This window comes from Hydrogenophaga sp. (genome assembly GCF_030656115.1).
Classification (GTDB): Bacteria; Pseudomonadota; Gammaproteobacteria; order Burkholderiales; family Burkholderiaceae_C; genus Hydrogenophaga.
The window spans coordinates 124,837-140,559 of record NZ_JAUSOO010000037.1 but is presented as its reverse complement, the minus strand read 5'-3'; the positions used below and the strand labels follow the sequence as shown (position 1 = coordinate 140,559).

At 64.9% G+C, this 15,723-nt stretch carries 19 protein-coding genes; 10 read left to right on the top strand and 9 right to left on the bottom strand.

Translation table 11 applies throughout. The annotated features are described in order from the left end of the window. Positions 1-74 precede the first annotated feature (74 nt). Positions 75-1,652, top strand: a complete 1,578-nt coding sequence (locus Q7J58_RS05075) for an alanine/glycine:cation symporter family protein (RefSeq protein WP_304824329.1) — start codon at positions 75-77, stop codon at positions 1,650-1,652. 37 nt (positions 1,653-1,689) lie between these two features. Here the strand turns inward: Q7J58_RS05075 and Q7J58_RS05070 are convergent, their stop codons facing one another. Then, positions 1,690-2,514, bottom strand: coding sequence for a plasmid replication/partition related protein (locus Q7J58_RS05070; protein WP_304824326.1), 825 nt, complete (start codon positions 2,512-2,514; stop codon positions 1,690-1,692). A 118-nt stretch (positions 2,515-2,632) separates the two neighbouring features. Here Q7J58_RS05070 and Q7J58_RS05065 point away from each other — a divergent pair, with 118 nt between their 5' ends. Next, positions 2,633-3,070, top strand: coding sequence for a thioesterase family protein (locus Q7J58_RS05065; protein WP_304824325.1), 438 nt, complete (start codon positions 2,633-2,635; stop codon positions 3,068-3,070). A gap of 48 nt (positions 3,071-3,118) precedes the next feature. Here Q7J58_RS05065 and Q7J58_RS05060 read toward each other — a convergent pair whose 3' ends face one another. Next, positions 3,119-3,325, bottom strand: coding sequence for a hypothetical protein (locus tag Q7J58_RS05060; RefSeq protein WP_304824322.1), 207 nt, complete (start codon positions 3,323-3,325; stop codon positions 3,119-3,121). A 190-nt stretch (positions 3,326-3,515) separates the two neighbouring features. On the opposite strand from Q7J58_RS05060, the gene Q7J58_RS05055 reads away from it, so the two are divergent. The 5 genes from Q7J58_RS05055 to Q7J58_RS05035 all read left to right on the top strand — a co-directional run bounded on the left by Q7J58_RS05055 (position 3,516) and on the right by Q7J58_RS05035 (position 6,974). Further along, positions 3,516-4,580, top strand: a complete 1,065-nt coding sequence (locus Q7J58_RS05055) for a metallophosphoesterase (RefSeq protein WP_304824319.1) — start codon at positions 3,516-3,518, stop codon at positions 4,578-4,580. A gap of 9 nt (positions 4,581-4,589) precedes the next feature. Next, positions 4,590-5,042, top strand: a complete 453-nt coding sequence (locus tag Q7J58_RS05050) for a DNA methyltransferase (protein WP_304824316.1) — start codon at positions 4,590-4,592, stop codon at positions 5,040-5,042. After that, positions 5,006-5,356: a hypothetical protein gene (locus Q7J58_RS05045; RefSeq protein ID WP_304824313.1), complete on the top strand. Its 351-nt coding sequence runs from the start codon at positions 5,006-5,008 to the stop codon at positions 5,354-5,356. The genes Q7J58_RS05050 and Q7J58_RS05045 overlap by 37 nt, the downstream gene beginning before the upstream one ends. A 310-nt stretch (positions 5,357-5,666) precedes the next feature. Beyond that, positions 5,667-5,978, top strand: a complete 312-nt coding sequence (locus Q7J58_RS05040) for a helix-turn-helix transcriptional regulator (protein ID WP_304824310.1) — start codon at positions 5,667-5,669, stop codon at positions 5,976-5,978. A gap of 75 nt (positions 5,979-6,053) precedes the next feature. Beyond that, entirely contained in the window at positions 6,054-6,974 is a 921-nt protein-coding gene (locus tag Q7J58_RS05035) for a HipA domain-containing protein (protein WP_304824308.1), read from the top strand. 85 nt (positions 6,975-7,059) lie between these two features. Here Q7J58_RS05035 and Q7J58_RS05030 read toward each other — a convergent pair whose 3' ends face one another. The 4 genes from Q7J58_RS05030 to Q7J58_RS05015 form a co-directional block, all read right to left on the bottom strand. Next, the gene (locus Q7J58_RS05030) at positions 7,060-8,277 is read right to left on the bottom strand and encodes a multidrug effflux MFS transporter (protein WP_304824306.1); all 1,218 of its coding nucleotides are present in this window, start codon (positions 8,275-8,277) and stop codon (positions 7,060-7,062) included. A gap of 118 nt (positions 8,278-8,395) precedes the next feature. Beyond that, a complete protein-coding gene (locus Q7J58_RS05025; RefSeq protein WP_304824304.1) occupies positions 8,396-8,869 on the bottom strand; it encodes an acyl-CoA thioesterase in 474 nt (157 codons plus the stop codon). 102 nt (positions 8,870-8,971) lie between these two features. Next, positions 8,972-10,135 carry a PHB depolymerase family esterase gene (locus Q7J58_RS05020; protein WP_304824301.1) on the bottom strand — a complete coding sequence of 388 codons (1,164 nt, stop codon included), beginning with the start codon at positions 10,133-10,135 and terminating at the stop codon, positions 8,972-8,974. Positions 10,136-10,239: 104 nt separating this feature from the next. Continuing rightward, positions 10,240-10,659, bottom strand: a complete 420-nt coding sequence (locus Q7J58_RS05015) for a CopG family transcriptional regulator (protein WP_304824298.1) — start codon at positions 10,657-10,659, stop codon at positions 10,240-10,242. Between the two features lie 412 nt (positions 10,660-11,071). On the opposite strand from Q7J58_RS05015, the gene Q7J58_RS05010 reads away from it, so the two are divergent. Further along, a complete protein-coding gene (locus Q7J58_RS05010; protein WP_304824296.1) occupies positions 11,072-12,478 on the top strand; it encodes an esterase-like activity of phytase family protein in 1,407 nt (468 codons plus the stop codon). A 197-nt stretch (positions 12,479-12,675) separates the two neighbouring features. Here Q7J58_RS05010 and Q7J58_RS05005 read toward each other — a convergent pair whose 3' ends face one another. The 3 genes from Q7J58_RS05005 to Q7J58_RS04995 form a co-directional block, all read right to left on the bottom strand. After that, positions 12,676-12,990, bottom strand: a complete 315-nt coding sequence (locus tag Q7J58_RS05005) for a hypothetical protein (protein WP_304824293.1) — start codon at positions 12,988-12,990, stop codon at positions 12,676-12,678. A gap of 11 nt (positions 12,991-13,001) precedes the next feature. Then, positions 13,002-13,868, bottom strand: coding sequence for a heme-dependent oxidative N-demethylase subunit alpha family protein (locus Q7J58_RS05000; RefSeq protein ID WP_304824291.1), 867 nt, complete (start codon positions 13,866-13,868; stop codon positions 13,002-13,004). Between the two features lie 85 nt (positions 13,869-13,953). Continuing rightward, the gene (locus Q7J58_RS04995; protein ID WP_304824288.1) at positions 13,954-14,844 is read right to left on the bottom strand and encodes a LysR family transcriptional regulator; all 891 of its coding nucleotides are present in this window, start codon (positions 14,842-14,844) and stop codon (positions 13,954-13,956) included. Between the two features lie 153 nt (positions 14,845-14,997). Here Q7J58_RS04995 and Q7J58_RS04990 point away from each other — a divergent pair, with 153 nt between their 5' ends. After that, complete coding sequence (locus Q7J58_RS04990) at positions 14,998-15,414, top strand: TerB family tellurite resistance protein (RefSeq protein WP_304824285.1); 417 nt, start codon at positions 14,998-15,000, stop codon at positions 15,412-15,414. A 48-nt stretch (positions 15,415-15,462) separates the two neighbouring features. After that, entirely contained in the window at positions 15,463-15,705 is a 243-nt protein-coding gene (locus Q7J58_RS04985; protein WP_304824282.1) for a hypothetical protein, read from the top strand. The last annotated feature ends 18 nt before the right edge of the window (positions 15,706-15,723 follow it).

Sequence of the window (15,723 nt, the reverse complement as noted above, 5' to 3'; positions counted from 1 at the left end):
CGCACCACACGTGTACCGTGCCAGGGCGACCCCGCGGGCGCCCGACTTTTCCCACAAACCAACAGGAGACAAACATGACCCAAACCCCTTTGAGCCTGGGCGCTGGACGAGCGGTGAGCAACACACTGCTGGCGGCGGCCAGCGTGCTGGCCCACGGCACAGCCCAGGCCCAGGCAGTGGCCACCCCCACACTGGACGAGCGCATCAGCGCGGCGGTGCAGCCCTATTCCGATGCGGTGGCAGGCGCCATTTTTTATTCGGTGCCCGTGGGCGGCACCAGCTTTCCGCTCATCGTGGGCTGGTTGATTGCCGCCGCTCTGGTGTTCACGCTCTACTTCGGTTTCATTCAATTCCGGGGTTTCGGCCATGCCATCCAGGTGGTGCGCGGGCGCTATTCGCACCCGTCCATGGCGGGTGAAGTGACCCCGTTTCAAGCGCTCACCACCGCCGTTTCAGGCACCGTGGGGCTGGGCAACATCGCCGGTGTGGCGGTGGCCGTGAGCATGGGCGGCGCGGGCGCCACGTTCTGGATGGTCCTGGCCGGCTTGCTGGGCATGGCGTCCAAATTCACCGAGGTGACGCTGGGCGTGAAATACCGCAACGTGCACCACCCGGCCGGCACCGTCTCGGGCGGGCCCATGCGCTACCTGTCCAAAGGGCTGGCGGAGCTGGGCATGCCCCGGCTGGGCCAATTTCTGGCGGTGTTCTTTGCCATTTGCTGCGTGGGCGGCGCCATTGGCGGGGGCAACATGTTCCAGGCCAACCAGAGCTTCCAGCAGGTGGTGGGCGTCACCGGCGGTGCCGACAGCTTTCTGGCCGGCAAGGGCTGGCTGTTCGGCCTGGTCATGGCCGTGCTGGTGGGGCTGGTCATCATCGGTGGCATCAAGTCGATCGCCCGCGTGACCGAAAAAGTGGTGCCCTTCATGGCCGGCCTGTACATGGTGGCGGGCATGGTGGTGCTGTTCATCTACATCGACAAACTGCCCTGGGCGTTTGGCCAGATTTTTGTGGGCGCGTTCTCGGCCGAAGGCGTGGCCGGCGGTGTGGTGGGTGCGCTCATTCAAGGGTTCAAACGCGCGGCGTTTTCCAACGAAGCCGGTGTGGGCTCGGCAGCCATTGCGCACTCGGCCGTGCAAACCGACCAGCCGGTGTCGCAAGGCTTTGCCGCGCTGCTGGAGCCGTTCATTGACACCGTGGTGATCTGCACCATGACGGCGCTGGTGATCATCATCACCGGCCATGTGAGCGCCGGCGGCCTCACGCCCCTGGCCAACGGCGCCAGCGGCGTGGGCCTGACCTCGGCCGCCTTTGGCAGCGCCGTGAGCTGGTTCCCCTATGTGCTGGCGCTGGCGGTGGTGCTGTTTGCCTTTTCCACCATGATCACCTGGAGCTACTACGGCCTGAAAGCCTGGACCTACCTGCTGGGCGACAGCATGGCGTCCGAACTGGTCTTCAAGTTCATGTTCCTGGCCTTCGTGGTCATTGGCTCCAGCATGGGCCTGGGCCCGGTGATCGACTTTTCAGACTCGATGATCTTCGCCATGGCGCTGGCCAACATCGTGGGCCTGTATTTGCTGATGCCCGTGGTCAAGCGCGAGCTGAACAGCTACTGGGCCGGCATCCGCTCGGGCCAGATCGCGGTGACCCGGTAAACCGGGTTTCCCCAAGCGCTGCGCGCTGAGCGCGCCATCAAACCAGCTGCGCTTCCAGCGCCTGCACCTGCTGGCGCAGCGCGGCGTTTTCGGCCTGCAGCTCGGCCACCTGGCGCTGCAGCGCCTGCACCGCGTCGGTGGCTTCGGCATCCACCGGGGCGGCGGTTTCGGGCGTGGCTTCTTCGCGCGGTTTGCGCTTGGCCTCGCGCACGCGCTTGGCGGCCAGCTTCAGCTCGTCTTTGCCCGCGTGGGCGGCGGCCACCTGTTCTTCCGTGGGCAAGGTGGCCTCAGCGGCGGCGGTGTTGAGCGAAATGGTGCCCGACTTCACCGCCGCCACCAGCTCGGGCGCGGCCTGCTTCTGGATCTTTTCAATCGCCACCACCTGGCTGCTGCTGAGGCGCGCGGCGCGGGCGATGGCCTCGCGGCTCTTGAGCGCGTCGGGTTCGTACACGCTGGGCGCGGCTTCGGTGGGCGCCGTGTCGGTGCCGGCGGTGCTGTCGGGGCGCTCGGCGCTGGCCACCGTTTGGGCGCGCCCGCGCCGCTCGGCCATGATCTCGCGTTGGCGCAAGGCCAGCACCCCGCGCTGAAAGTCCGACACGCTGCGCCGCCCCAGGTGCTGGCCAATCATCCACAAATGCACGTCCTCCATGGAGCGAAAGCGCGTGTTCTGCACCGTCTGAAACGGCAGCCCGTGTTGCTGGCAAATGCGGTAGCGGTTGTGGCCGTCCACCAGCGTGTCGCCCCACAACACCAGCGCGTCGCGGCAACCCTCGGCCAGCAGGCTGCGCTCCAGCGCCTCGTATTCCTCCGGGGTCAGGGGGTCGATATAAGCTTTGAGTTCTTCGTTGACAACAATCTGCATGGATGGGTGGCTCAGGGTGCGGGAAAGGGGGGACATTCTAGGGGCCAGCGACAATGCCCCTGCGCCAACAGACCGCTCCCCATTTGCATACCCACTTGCACCCCCACTTTTTCACGCCATGAGCCGCATCACGTTTGAACTCCCCGAGCACTTTGTCTTTGCCACCGAGATGCAGGTCTACATCAGCCACGTGAACCAGGGCGGCCACCTGGACAACGCGCAACTGCTCACGCTGGTGTCGGAAGCGCGGGTGCGGTTTTTCCGCTGGCTCGGCTACACCGAGGGCAACGTGGCCGGTTTCCCCATCGTGGTGGGTGACCTGGTGGCGCAATACAAGTCCGAAGCGTTTCACGGCGAAACCCTGCGTGTGGACATGGTGCCCGCCGACTTCAACCGCTACGGCTTCGACCTGGTGTTTCGCATGTCCGAAAGCGGCCAGGGCCGCGAGGTGGCGCGCGGCAAGGTGGGCGTGGTGTTCGTCAGCAAAGCCGACCGCAAAGTGGCGCCCGTGCCCGAGGCTTTCCGGGAGCGGCTGCGCGAAGCCACGCAGGCGTGAACGGCAGGCGCAGGGTCTTGGACCCGTGCCTGCCGTTCACAGCGGCTTTCAGCGCGTGTTGCGCCCGGGCGGTGCGCGACGCGATTGCGACTGGTTGTTGCCGCCCACATGCGACTCGCGGTCGCTGCGGCTGGCGGGCGTGCGCTGGCCCTGGTTGAGCTGGGTCGGGTCTTGTTCACCGAGCTTGTTGGTGTCGTTCTCCACCTTGCGGGTGTGCGGCTCTTGTTTGTCGTGCGGGTTCAGATTGTGTGTCATGGGTTCTCCTGGTAAGACCCCCCTTATGGCACGGTCACAAGTCGCGGTCAAACGAACGGATCAACCACGGAAGACTTGGGTGGTGCTACCCGCTGTATGGACCTGTTCCACTCACAGGCAAAGTCTTGACGATTGCATTTTTCAACAGCAGGGAAGTCTGTTCCCTCACACACACCTCAGGAGAACTTTCATGAGCCTGATCCAACCCCTGCCCGGTGGCCCGCTGGACATTGTGGGCGACATCCACGGCGAATACGACGCGCTGTGCCAGTTGCTGGGGCATCTGGGTTACGCCGCCGATGGCACCCACCCACAAGCCCGCACCCTGGTGTTTGTGGGCGATTTCTGCGACCGGGGGCCGAACAGCCCCGCCGTGCTGGCCCTGGCTCAGCGGCTGATCCAGTCAGGGCGCGCCGTGGCCGTGCTGGGCAACCACGAGATCAACCTGCTGCGGGGCGATGCCAAAGACGGTTCGGGCTGGTTCTTTGACGAACGCGCCCAGCGTGACCACCCCAAATACGCGCCGTTTCAGCGGCCCACCGACGCCGAGCGCGCCCGCATCACGGCCTGGCTCTCGGGCCTGCCCATCGCGCTCGAACGCGAAGACCTGCGGGTGGTGCACGCGGCCTGGCAGCACGCGCCCATTCAAGCGGCCAGGCAGCTGCCGCTGGGCACCGTTCACACCACCTATGAGCGCTGGGAAGCCGAAGCCCGCCGCCAGGCCCGCGAAACCGACCTGGCGCAACGCATGCTGGCCGAGCTGAGCGACTGGGCGTTTGGCCTGGAAGACCCGCAGCGCCAGCCGCCTTTTCTGCACGCCCACGCGGAGCACGAGGCCAACAAACAGATGCTCAACCCGCTCAAGGTGCTCACCTCCGGCGTTGAGCGCAAAGGGAGCGTGCCGTTTTATTCGGGCGGCAAGTGGCGCTTTGCCGAGCGCGTGGCGTGGTGGAACGCCTACACCGACGCCACCCCGGTGGTGGTGGGCCACTACTGGCGCCGGGTGAACCCGGTGGACCGCGCCCGGGTGGGCAAGGGCGACGCGGACCTGTTCGCCGGCACCCACGCCATGCGCTGGCATGGGCAGCGCGGCAACGTGTTCTGTGTGGACTATTCAGCCGGTGGCCGCTGGGCCGAACGAAAAGCCGGCACCCCACCGGGGCGCGACTTCAAGCTGGCCGCCCTGCGCTGGCCTGAAAAAACCTTGCAGTTTGACGATGGGCACCGCCAGGCCACCGACGGGTTTGGCACCTGAAACCGCCTGTTGCCCGAGTTCGAGGGCCAGGTGAAATGCATCTACATTGACCCGCCCTACAACACCGGCAACGAGGGTTGGGTTGACACCGATGCGGTGAACGACCCGAAGATGAAGCGATGGCTGGGCCAGGGGGTGGGCAAGGAAGGGGAAGACCTGTCGCGCCACGACAAGTGGCTGTGCATGATGTACCCGCGCTTGAAGCTGTTGCACCGACTACTTCGGCCAGAGGGGGTTCTGTTTACAAGTATGGACCGCAACGAGATGGCGACCTTCAAGCTCTTGCTTGAAGAAGTTTTCGGCGCGGGCAATTGGGTTGGTGAAATTGCATGGCGAAACGTCACCGACAACAACCCGACAAACATCTGCCTCGAACATGAATATGTCCTTTGCTTCGCCAAGAGCAAGTCAGCACTGAGCCCAGTTTGGAAATCCCCGTACCTGGATGCAAAAAAAGGCTGATTGACCTTGGCTGGCAATTGGCCTCCGAGTACACCGACAAGAAAAAGCTGCAAGCAGCTTATTCCAAGTGGTACCGGGAACACAAGTCAGAGATTTGGCCTTTTCAGGACTACAAATTCATTGATGCAGGTGGCATTTACACCGGCAGTCGTTGCGTGCATAACCCGGGAACGGAAGGCTACAGATCAAAAGTCCAACGCATCAACCGGTTGGGTGCGCCATTTGCCCGGCGTGTCTTGGTGGAGTTGCGCGGTGGTGTGCCTGCGGCTTTCGAGCCGATGACGTCCGATGAATACCAAGTCATGGGGTCGTAGGCTTGGTTTGAACGAATCCAGCCGAAACCCAGACCCTGCACCAGCGCGGTCAACGCCCCTGGCGCGCTGACCGCGCAATAAGCCGGTGCAGCAGCCCCTGCGCCACCGCCGCGCACAAGGCAAAGGCCGCGAGTTGTACCGCGCACCGTCATTGATATGCGCCAAGATGCATAAAATGCCCATGCAGCAGCTTTTATATGCGAAAAAACGCATAAATTCATACAGCAGCCGATTGCCGCTTATTGCGACAGCAAAGGCGCATCCCAAAATATGCGTTTGTTGTTATTATTTAAACCGTAAATGTTTTTTTATGACCACAGACGCATATTTTCGCAAGGAACCCCTGGACAACCTACCGGCCGTAGGGCGGCAGTTCCGTGCCTTGCGCAAAGCAGCAGGCAAAACACAGGTAGAGGTGGCTTCGGCTGTGGGCATGCGCCAGGAGGCCCTGTCCCGATTCGAGTCCGGGGCAGGCAACGATTTCTCGGCGGCCAAACTGTTGCGATTGCTCCGGGTGCTCGGTCACGAGGTGCAGTTCACCCCGCTGGTTCGCCGACCCACCCTTGACGAGGTGCTCAGTGAGGTCAAGAGCGGCACCAATACCGGTCCGAGTGCACGATGAGCCTGCATGTTTTCGTTCAGGGGCATCGCGTAGCGCGTCTGGAAACGCCAGTATGCGGCGTCTGGCGTTTCCGGCGTGGTTCCCAAGTTCCTGACGCCTGAAACCCAGGCCCTGTTTCGCAAGGGAACCGTTGCCACAGAACGGCACATCGTCAAAGGCAGCTCGGAGCACCAGCCCTTTGTGGCCCTGAACGAGCATCTTTGCATGGAGGTAGCGCGTCGCACAAAGGTGCCTGCGGCCAACACCGTGGTCTCCGAAGACGGTCAAGTGCTGGTTGTCGAGCGCTTTGACATCGATACCGCCGGGCAGCGCAAAGGCTTTGAAGACTTCTGCAGCCTTCTGGGCCTGGTGCCTGAGCAAAAATACGAGTCGACTTGGGAGCGAGCGGCGCGTCTGGTTCGTGACTACGTTGAGCCCGAGCGCCTGCGCTCATCCAACGAGCGACTGGCCGTCACATTGCTGTTCACCTTCGCGCTGGGCAATGCGGACTGTCACACCAAGAACCTGGGCTTCGTGTACACCCACCAGAATGATGTCGAAGTGGCTCCCATCTACGACATGCTGACCATTCTTGCCTATGACCGGTATGCGAACAACCCACCCGGCATGTACGTGGACGGCCGCAAGAGCTGGGACATGCCCAAGGCTCTTTGGCGCTACCTGCAGCAGCACCTCGGCTTCGACCCCAGTGCGCAGCGCCAGCTTGTGGACCGTGTCTGCTCGGCGGTCGACTCCGTCGTTCCAGAACTCAAACACCACATCAGATACACCAAGGGCTTTGAGCCGGTGGGGCTGCGCATGCTCTGGGAGTGGAACGAGGGAATGAAGCGGCTTCAAACCCGCAGGACCTTTGCCATGCCCGACTGGGTCGAGAGTGCCTCGACCGAGGGCCTGTCCAAGCCCGCACCCGCGCAAAAGTTCGCATCGATTCGACTGGGGGAGTCCCCTCTGTTGGCTCCTCGCAAGAGAAGTCGCCCTGTTCAGCCCGCGTCCTGAGCAAGACCTGCTTGAGCAAAAGAGGCTGCCGGGCAAGCACCGTGCGACCGAAACCCAGACCCGACACCCGATCTCGCTTGCCCGGTCAACGCCCCTGGCGCGCTGACCGCGCAACAAGCCGGTGCAGCAGCCCCTGCGCCACCGCCGCGCACAAGGCAAAGCCCAGCATCAGCAGCCCCAGGTTCACCGCGCCTTCGTGGCTGAACAGGCCCACGGTGAAGCCGCCCACGGCGCCCATCATTTGCTGCATGAGGCCGGCCACGGCGGCGGCCGAACCGGCCAGCGCGGGCACCAGGCTGACGGTGCCCGCCAGCGCCGGTGGCACCAGAAAACCGTGCCCGATGCCCAGCAAAATGAGCGGCAAGGCAAAGGCCAGCGGTGAATGCCAGCCGGCCAGCGCCAGACCGAGCATGAGGGCCACGCCGCTGAGGGTGAGCGCCTGGCCCAGCAGCATCATGGGGCGGTCACCGGTGCGGTGCACCAGGTGCGAGGTGAGGTAGTTGCCCACGATGTAGGCCAGCGGAATGCTCATGATGTAGTAGCCAAGGCCCTCGGGGCCCACGCCGTAGCTGCCCAGCACGATGGGGGCGCCGCTGAGGAAGGTGTAGAAGGTGGCCGTGATCATGGACAACAGCGCCACATACAGAATGAACGCGGGCTCGCGGGCCAGGCGCGCATAAGAAGCCCCCATGGCGCGCAGCCAGTGCGGCTGCACGGTGGTGGCTTTCTGGTGGTCGGGCAGGCCGCGCCAGGCGGCCACAAACAGCACCGCCGCCAGCACGGCCATGAGCACAAAGTTGGACTGCCAGCCCAGGCGCACGTGCAACTGCCCGCCGATGATGGTGGCCAGCGGCGGGCACAGGCCCATGGTCATGCCGATGTAGGCCATGACGCGGGTGCGCGCCGGGCCTTGAAACAGGTCTTGCACCATGGCGCGCCCCACCACCATGCCCGCCGCGCTGCCCGCGCCTTGCAGCACGCGCGCCACGATGAGCGTGTTCAGGTCGTTCGCCAGCGCGGCCATGACCGCGCCCACACCGCCCACGAAGAGCCCGAACAGCAAGATGTGTTTGCGCCCCAGGCGGTCGGACAGCGGGCCGTAGAGCAGTTGCAGGCCGCCGTAGGCCACCACATAACCGCTGAAGGTGAGCTGCACGCGGGCCTGGCTGGCGTCGAACACGGCGGCCCATTCCTGCATGGAGGGCAGGCAGATGGTCATGGCGAGCAGGCCAAACGCGAGTTGGGCCAGCAGGTTGGTCACCAGCAGGGCGTGGGTGGGGGGTGGGGGTGGGGTAGCGGTCATTCAGCGGTGCGGGCCCTGCAATGGGCCCAAACATTCAGCGGCCCAGATGGCCGCGTGCCACTGTAACCGCCACCGGGCGAAAGGCCTGTCGCGTGGCGTGGCCCGGCCCGACAGTGCTTCAGCGGATCGCCAGAAAACGCTGCTCCATTTCGCGGCGCATGGCCTTGCGCACCTCGGCGGCGGCGTGGCGGCGGCGCTCGTCGGGGCTGAAGGGGCGCAGCGGCGACACGGCGGTGGGCTTGCCCGCGTCGTCCACCGCCACCATGGTGAAGAAGCAGCTGTTGACGTGGCGGTTTTCCTGCGTGCGGATGTTTTCGGCAATCACCTTGATGCCGATTTCCATGGACGAGCTGCCGGTGTGGTTGACCGAGGCCAGGAAGGTGACGAGTTCGCCCACGTGGATGGGCTGGCGGAACATGACCTGGTCCACGCTGAGCGTGACCACGTAGGTGCCGGCGTAGCGGCTGGCGCAGGCGTAGGCCACCTGGTCAAGCAGTTTCAGAATGGTGCCGCCGTGAACGTTGCCCGAGAAATTGGCGGTGTCGGGCGTCATCAGCACCGACATGCTGAGCTGGTGTGCGGGGAGTTGCATGGGGTTGGATGGAAGGCGGAGGGCAGGGGTGGGAAAGCACCGATCGTGCCACGCCCAGGCACTGCGTCCGGGCGTCTCAGCGTCTCAGAACGTGTATTCGTTTCAGTTGTTCTTCGGCTGCGCCAGAAAAAACCGCAGCATCTCGGCCGAAGCGTCGGGGCCGTTGCCGTCGGTGAACGAGCCACGGGCGTCGCCGCCCGACCAGGCGTGGCCCGCGCCGTGCAGCGTCCACAGCTCCACCAGACACCGGCCTTGGGCGTTGGTGTGCCGGGTGCGGGTGTAGCTGCGGCCGCTGGGCGTCTGACCCTGCTCGGTGCTGGCGCGCAGGCCTGCCGGGCGGGCCGCGTGGGCGCTGGCGGCTTGCTGCACGATGTGTTCACCGTTGCTGTGCTGCACGGTGTGGTCGCGGTCGCCGTGGAACACGATCACCGGCACCGCTTGTCGGGCCGGACGGCGTGGGTCGTCGGGTGTGCCGGGCAGGTGGCCCATGCCCATCACACCGCGGCCTTTCATGGCGGCCATGGCCGAGGGAATGTCGTGCGCGGCGGCATACGGCAGGCCCGAATGGGCACCCACGGCGGCAAACAGCTCGGGGTAGGTTTCGCCCAGGATCACGGCCATGGCCGCGCCGGCCGAGAGCCCGGCCACGTACACACGGCCCGGGTCCACTGGGTGCTCGGCCACCACGGACTGCACCAGAGCGGCCAGCAGCGCGGGCTCGCCAGCGCCGCGCTGTTGGTCTTCGGCGCGAAACCAGTTCCAGCAGCGCGAGGCGTTGGCGCCCGAGGCCTGTTCGGGGTACACCACCAAAAAGCCGTGTTCGTCGGCCAGCCGGTTCATCTGGGTGCCGGCAGCAAAGTCGTCGGCCGACTGGGTACAGCCGTGCAGCATGACCACCAGCGGCAAGGCTCCCGCCGTGGCCGTTTTGGCCGTTTTGGGCATCTGGGCACCGGTGGCCTGCGCCGGAACGTACAGCTTGTAGGCCCGGGTGCCCGCAGGTGCGGTGAAGCTGCGCAGCACGAATTGCCCCCCGGCGGGGGCCGCGTCGGCGGTGTCGGAGCCCGGCGTCGGCACTTCGCGGGCCACCACGTCGATGGTGTCGTCGCCAGGCGCCGCCGCTTGCGCCGGCGTGGCCGCAGCACCCACCACCAGCCCGGCCGAGGCCAGCGCGTTGCGAATGGTGTCGGTTACCCCGCGCAGGGGGCCGCTCTGGGTGTTGAGCCCGGCCGACTTCAGCGCGCGTTCAATGGTTTCCTGGATGTTCATGGCAAGGGCGCTCGGGTTGGAAAAAGCAGAGGGGCCTGGGGGCCGTGGACGGATCAAAAATGGCTTTCGTGGGGCATGGGATCGGGGGGAATGGGGTGACGGGTTCACACCATGCGCGAAGCCAGCGCGCGGCGCACCTCGGGGGATGCATGAAACGCGCCCAGCACCGACACCGATTCAATGGCGGCCAGTGCGAGTTCGGGCGACACGTCTTCGGCAATGCGGGCCAGGCCCACCACCTGCACCCGCAGCCGCTCGCCGGCCGCCACGGCGCGCTCCAGGTCGGCTCGGCCCAGGTGTTGCAGGCCCAGCATCAGCGTGCGCCGCGCCACGGTTTGGCGCACCGCGTCGGCATGCAGCGCCAGCTGGTTGCGCACCGCCGTGCGAATCAGGTCGGAGCGGTTGGAATAAAACCCTTCCTGCACCAGCAGGTCCACCTGCCCCAGGTCGACAACGCCGAGGTTGATGGTGAGTTTTTCGGTGTCGCCCACCCGGGCTTTGGGTTCGGTCGGTGTGTTGGCCATGTGTAAAACCATCTGTTTGGATTCCCATTGGATTCCATGTGGATGGTATTTAAGCACATTGGGCGATCCAGCGCTGGCGCCCTGCTGGCCATCACCGCGTTTGGTGGCGGTTTTGGTGCCTGGATGTCGAGCATGGGGGTGTTGACCTGCCCAGCAGCCGCATCGAGGCCTATGAACAAGCCATTGCAGCGGGCGAATTGTTGATGATGGTGGACGTGCCGCGCCTGCGCGTGGAAGAGATTGAGACGGTGGTGCCGCGCCACCACCCCGAAGCGCAGCTGGAAAGTGTGGCCCCCAATACACCGAGTCATCTCGCTTGTTCCAGGAAGCAGCAGGCGCAGCAAACTCATGTCACGTCATTGAAACTCTCGCAAGCTACCGTTCACCTTCATCCACAAAATTGGTAGTACACATGCGCTCGTTTTTCCTGACTTCCATCGCAATCGCCGCAACTGTTGTCCTTTCCGCCTGCGGTGGATCAGACGGTGTGGACTTTGCCTACCCGGGCGCGGAAGGGGCGACCTTGGCTTATACCCAGTTGGCGAAGCTGTCCAACGGAACAGAAGTGCGCAATGGTGGTTTCGGCTCGGCCATGGCCAAGCACCCAACCCTGCCCGGCCATTTTTATGCACTCACCGACCGCGGTCCGAACGCTGCAACCGCCGCAGGCGTCACGCCATCGGGAATCATATTTGTCAGCCCCGACTACACACCGCGCCTTGGTCTCTTCAAACTCAATGCGCAAGGGCAGGTCGAACTTGTGAAGGCCACGTTGCTGAAAGACCGCAACGGTCGGGCCCTTTCCGGGTTGCCCAACAAGAGCTTCGGCTCCACCGGCGAAACGCCTTACCTCTTGGGCGGTGGTGTCGTTGCACTTGACCCCGACAGCGATGGTCAGACCGGCTTTGACGAGAGTGGGTTGGATGCCGAAGGTTTGGTGGCGATGCCAGATGGCACGTTCTGGGTCAGCGACGAGTACGGACCACACATGGTGCATTTCAATGCAGATGGCCGTGAAATTGCGCGCATCAATCCGTTCGTGGCGGATACGCGAAACAAAGCGGGCCGTGTTTTGCCCGCTGAGCTTTCACGTCGCTGGCCGAATCGCGGCATGGAGGGCTTGGCCGTTATGCCCGACGGCAAGACGTTGGTCGGCATCATGCAGTCAAACCTCTACAACCCAAACCGCACTGCAGCTGGCACGACAGACATCACCCGCATCGTCACGATCAATGTAGACAGCGGCGCTGTGGCGCAGTACCTCTATCGACAAGACGCGGCAGGTTTGGCGAACTCTGAAATCGTTGCACTTTCTGCCACGAAGTTTTTGGTGATCGAACGAGACACCAAATTTTTTGGCCGCGACACGGGTACGATCCGGAAAAATATCTACAGCATCGATCTGGCTGGCGCAACGAATGTGGATGGCAGCAACACGGCATTGGTCAGCGCGTCGGGTGGGCAACTTGTGCGCGACGCATCCACAGGACTGTTGCTCAACAGCAAGACACTGGAACAGGTGATCAAGGATGAGGCTGTGGGAACTGACTTCTCGCCGGGATGGGCCGCACTGGCTGCACAGGGGATTAAACCCGTTACCAAAACAATGGTCTATGACGCGGTGGCCGGACAGAAGTATCCACATGACAAGATGGAAGGCCTTTGGGTCATCGATGCCAACACGATCGGCATCATCAACGACGATGACTTCGCGATCGAACCTGATGGCCAGGGGGGTGTCCGTCAGAAGCTGCTGCATACCGGCAAGGCGGATGCAAACACGCTGTACGTGATCAAGACGGCCAAGCCACTGTTTTGAGGTGTTTTCTCGAACAGATCTTGCGCTGGCGGATCACCGCCCGTCCGCCGGACGTTGAAGTTTGGCTGTCGTCATGACTGGCGGTTGTCGCTGCCCACCTGCCATTGACCTTGGTTGACCGGACGGTCAGCAAGCGACCTTCGCAGCCGCAGGACGGATGGTGTCATGGGACACAGCCACACCAAGGCGTGGCGCGTTCAGCCCCTCAGCAGCTCAGCCAGCACCTTGGCCATGGGTACGGCGCCCCGGGGAATGGCCAAAATCAGCGGGTGCGGGCCCGGTAGGCGGCCAGCCGGGTGGCCAGTTGGGGGCTGCGTCTTCGCGGTCTTTGAATATGGTGGCTCTTGGGCGCGGCGGGCGTGTTCAGTGGGCGTGCGGGGGGGCTGCCGCTGGATGCTGAAGTCGGTTTCGTAGGGTAGCCCGTGGTATTCCATGATGTGGCCGGGCGCAGCCTGCAGCCGCAGGCCCACCACATTGGCGGGCCGTTGCAGCGCCACCTTGCGCGCGGTCAACGGGCGGGGCTTCAGGGGCCGCTGAGCGCAGCCAGTTCGGCCAGCAAGCGCGGGCGCACGCCGGCCATGCCGCGGTAGGCCACCACGGCGTCGCTCATGGAGGCGAGCGCGGCGTGCAGTTCGCCTGCGCGCGCGGGCGCGACCTGCAGCGCAGCCCGCAGCGGGCACACCATGACACGGATGAAAAACACGCCACGCTGCAGGGCGGGCAGGGGCAGCGTGGTCTGGCGTTCGACGCGAAAAAACACCTGGTCCAGCAGGCACTGCCCGGTGGCGTCGGCCTGCGCCACGGCGTCTTCCCAGCGGGTGCGGCGGGTTTCGGGGTGTTGCGCCAGGTCGCCGCTGGGCGTGAGCAGCCACACATGGCGCAGCATGCTGGCCTGGCGAAACGCCATGTCCACAATGCCTTTGCCGCCGGCCTGCAACAGTGCGTTGTCGGCCACCGGGGCGTGGATGGCGGCAAAGTCCAGACCGAGTTTGTCAGCCGGGCTCCAGTTGGACGGGAAGCACACCGAGAGCCAGCGCGTGCGCATCGCGTCCGGCTCGCCGTGCAGCACCACCAGGTCTTCTTGCAGGCCCAGCGTCAGGGCCTCGGCCGTGGGCGCCAGGGCCACACCGGTCTGGGCGGCGTAGGCGGTGGCAATGGCCTGCAGCACGGCGGGCTCGGTGTGGCCGAGCCAGGCGCGCTCGCGGTGCGCGTGCAGCACGGCCTGCTTGTGCGCGGCGTAGGCAGGGGCTTGCGCGTCGCGCAGAAACAGCGGTGGCGGGGGCGCTGCCGTGGGCGCAGCGGGGCTGGCCAGGCGCGACAGGCCGGGCCGCATACGAAACGGGCTGGACACGGTCCAGGGCATCAGGTGGGCTGGGGTGAGCGTGTGCATGGCGGCATTGTGTGGCGGCACGGGCGCCGGGGTGGCGCCAGCCCAACCGGCCCGCAGGGAGCCACCCAAGGCGGTGGCCACGCGATCAGTCGCTCAGTTTTTGCACCAGCAGTTTTTGCACCAGCGGGTGCTGCACCTTGCGCGCGGTGCCGATGGCGTAGAAGTGTTCCTGCACGCCGTCGCAGGGGGCGAACCAGCGCAGGCCGTAGCCGTTGGAGAGCTTTTCGCGCATGCGCTCCGAGGCCGGGAACACGCCCATGCCCGACGAGCCGAAGGTGGCCAGCAGGGCACTGTCTTCAAACTCGCCCACCACATGGGGCGTGACGCCCTGGCGCTCAAACCACTGGTCCAGCCGCAGGCGCACCGAGGCGTGCGCGGTGGGCAGCAGCACCGGCATGTGGGCCAGGTTGTGCGGGAAATCGTGGCGGGCTTGCGCGAGCCATTGCGGCGGCGCGTACCAGCCCATGGCCGACGAACCCAGCGCATGGCTGTAGAGCCGCAGGTTGGGGTTGGCGGGTGCGGGCCGGTCGGACAGCACCACGTCGAGCCGGTGCAAGGCCAGGTCGGCCAGCAAGTCGTCAAACTTGTCTTCGTGGCACAGCAGGCGCAGGTTGGGCTCTTCCATGGCGGGCGTCAGCAGGTCGCGCACAGCGAGCTTGGGCAGGCCGTCGGAGATGCCCACCACCAGGCGCACACCGGTGTGGCTGCCGGCCTCGCGCACGGCGGTGTGCAGGTGCTCGCCCAGGTGAAAGATCTGTTCGGCCACCTGCAGCGCGGCCTGCCCGGCGTCGGTCAGCGCCAGACCCCGGCCCGCGGGTTTGAACAGTGCATGCCCGAGCGACTGTTCCAGCAAGCGCACCTGCGCGCTCACGGTTTGCACCGCCAGACCCAGCCGGTCGGCCGCGTGCGACATGCCGCCTTCTTTGGCCGTGACCCAGAAGTAGTACAGGTGCTTGTAATTGAGTTCCTGGTGCATGGTTCGTATTTGAGAGAGTGTTTTTCACGGATTGTCTGCTTTTTAATGCGTCTGCGTGGACCTATCTTGGGTCCCGGTTCGGGGCACGCCAGGCGCCCCCTACAGCGATCAACCGACCTGGTTCTTTTTTGCACTCAACGAAAGCAGTGACCCATGAGAACGTACCCCACCAACAGCCCCCAAGCCGCCACCCGCCTGCTGGCCATGGCCCTGGTGGCCGACGGCAACTATTCGATGACCGAGATCCGCGCACTGGACCGGCTGGAAGCACCGCGCCGCCTGGGGCTGCCAGCGGAAGAGATCAAGGCGGTGATCGACCAGTTTTGCCAGGACCTGCTGAGCGTCGCACACGGCGAGTGGACCGGTTCGGCGCAGATCGATGACGCGACCCGGCAGGCGCTGATGCGCGAGGTGCAGGACCCCGCGCTGCGGGTGCAGATCATGGAACTCTGCGAAGCCGTGGCCCTGGCCGACGGGCACCTGGCCGAAGGCGAAGCCGACATGCTGGACGCCATGGTGAAGGCCTGGCGCACGGTGCCCGCCGCAATGGCATCGGCCACAGCGGTGTGAAGCCGCACACGTTCACAGGCCTGATGGGGTTCGCATGAACGCCACACCATGGGTCTGCAACTGGCCCAGCGGCTGCGCGAGGCCGCCGACGGGCACCGCGCCAGCACCGCCACGGCCAGCGGCGCCGACCGGCGCCTGAACCTGGCGGCGCTGCTGTGGTCGCAGGCCCGCACCCGGGTCTGGTGGGGCGCGTGGATGGGGCTGGTAATTTTCTTGCCGCTGCCGCCAGGCAAGATGGTGCTCTATACAGGAAATTACACGATTACATTGTGTGATTTGTATGCAGAATAGGAGCATGAGGCGTGAAAA

Excerpts from the sequence above, each read along its gene's own strand:
- Q7J58_RS04995 (WP_304824288.1), bottom strand. The coding sequence starts at position 14,844 with ATGCACCAGGAACTCAATTACAAGCACCTGTACTACTTCTGGGTCACG.
- Q7J58_RS05040 (WP_304824310.1), top strand. The coding sequence starts at position 5,667 with ATGACCACAGACGCATATTTTCGCAAGGAACCCCTGGACAACCTACCG.
- Q7J58_RS05030 (WP_304824306.1), bottom strand. The coding sequence starts at position 8,277 with ATGACCGCTACCCCACCCCCACCCCCCACCCACGCCCTGCTGGTGACC.
- Q7J58_RS04990 (WP_304824285.1), top strand. The coding sequence starts at position 14,998 with ATGAGAACGTACCCCACCAACAGCCCCCAAGCCGCCACCCGCCTGCTG.
- Q7J58_RS05015 (WP_304824298.1), bottom strand. The coding sequence starts at position 10,659 with ATGGCCAACACACCGACCGAACCCAAAGCCCGGGTGGGCGACACCGAA.
- Q7J58_RS05055 (WP_304824319.1), top strand. The coding sequence starts at position 3,516 with ATGAGCCTGATCCAACCCCTGCCCGGTGGCCCGCTGGACATTGTGGGC.
- Q7J58_RS05070 (WP_304824326.1), bottom strand. The coding sequence starts at position 2,514 with ATGCAGATTGTTGTCAACGAAGAACTCAAAGCTTATATCGACCCCCTG.
- Q7J58_RS05010 (WP_304824296.1), top strand. The coding sequence starts at position 11,072 with ATGCGCTCGTTTTTCCTGACTTCCATCGCAATCGCCGCAACTGTTGTC.
- Q7J58_RS04985 (WP_304824282.1), top strand. The coding sequence starts at position 15,463 with ATGGGTCTGCAACTGGCCCAGCGGCTGCGCGAGGCCGCCGACGGGCAC.
- Q7J58_RS05000 (WP_304824291.1), bottom strand. The coding sequence starts at position 13,868 with ATGCACACGCTCACCCCAGCCCACCTGATGCCCTGGACCGTGTCCAGC.
- Q7J58_RS05025 (WP_304824304.1), bottom strand. The coding sequence starts at position 8,869 with ATGCAACTCCCCGCACACCAGCTCAGCATGTCGGTGCTGATGACGCCC.
- Q7J58_RS05065 (WP_304824325.1), top strand. The coding sequence starts at position 2,633 with ATGAGCCGCATCACGTTTGAACTCCCCGAGCACTTTGTCTTTGCCACC.
- Q7J58_RS05060 (WP_304824322.1), bottom strand. The coding sequence starts at position 3,325 with ATGACACACAATCTGAACCCGCACGACAAACAAGAGCCGCACACCCGC.
- Q7J58_RS05075 (WP_304824329.1), top strand. The coding sequence starts at position 75 with ATGACCCAAACCCCTTTGAGCCTGGGCGCTGGACGAGCGGTGAGCAAC.
- Q7J58_RS05020 (WP_304824301.1), bottom strand. The coding sequence starts at position 10,135 with ATGAACATCCAGGAAACCATTGAACGCGCGCTGAAGTCGGCCGGGCTC.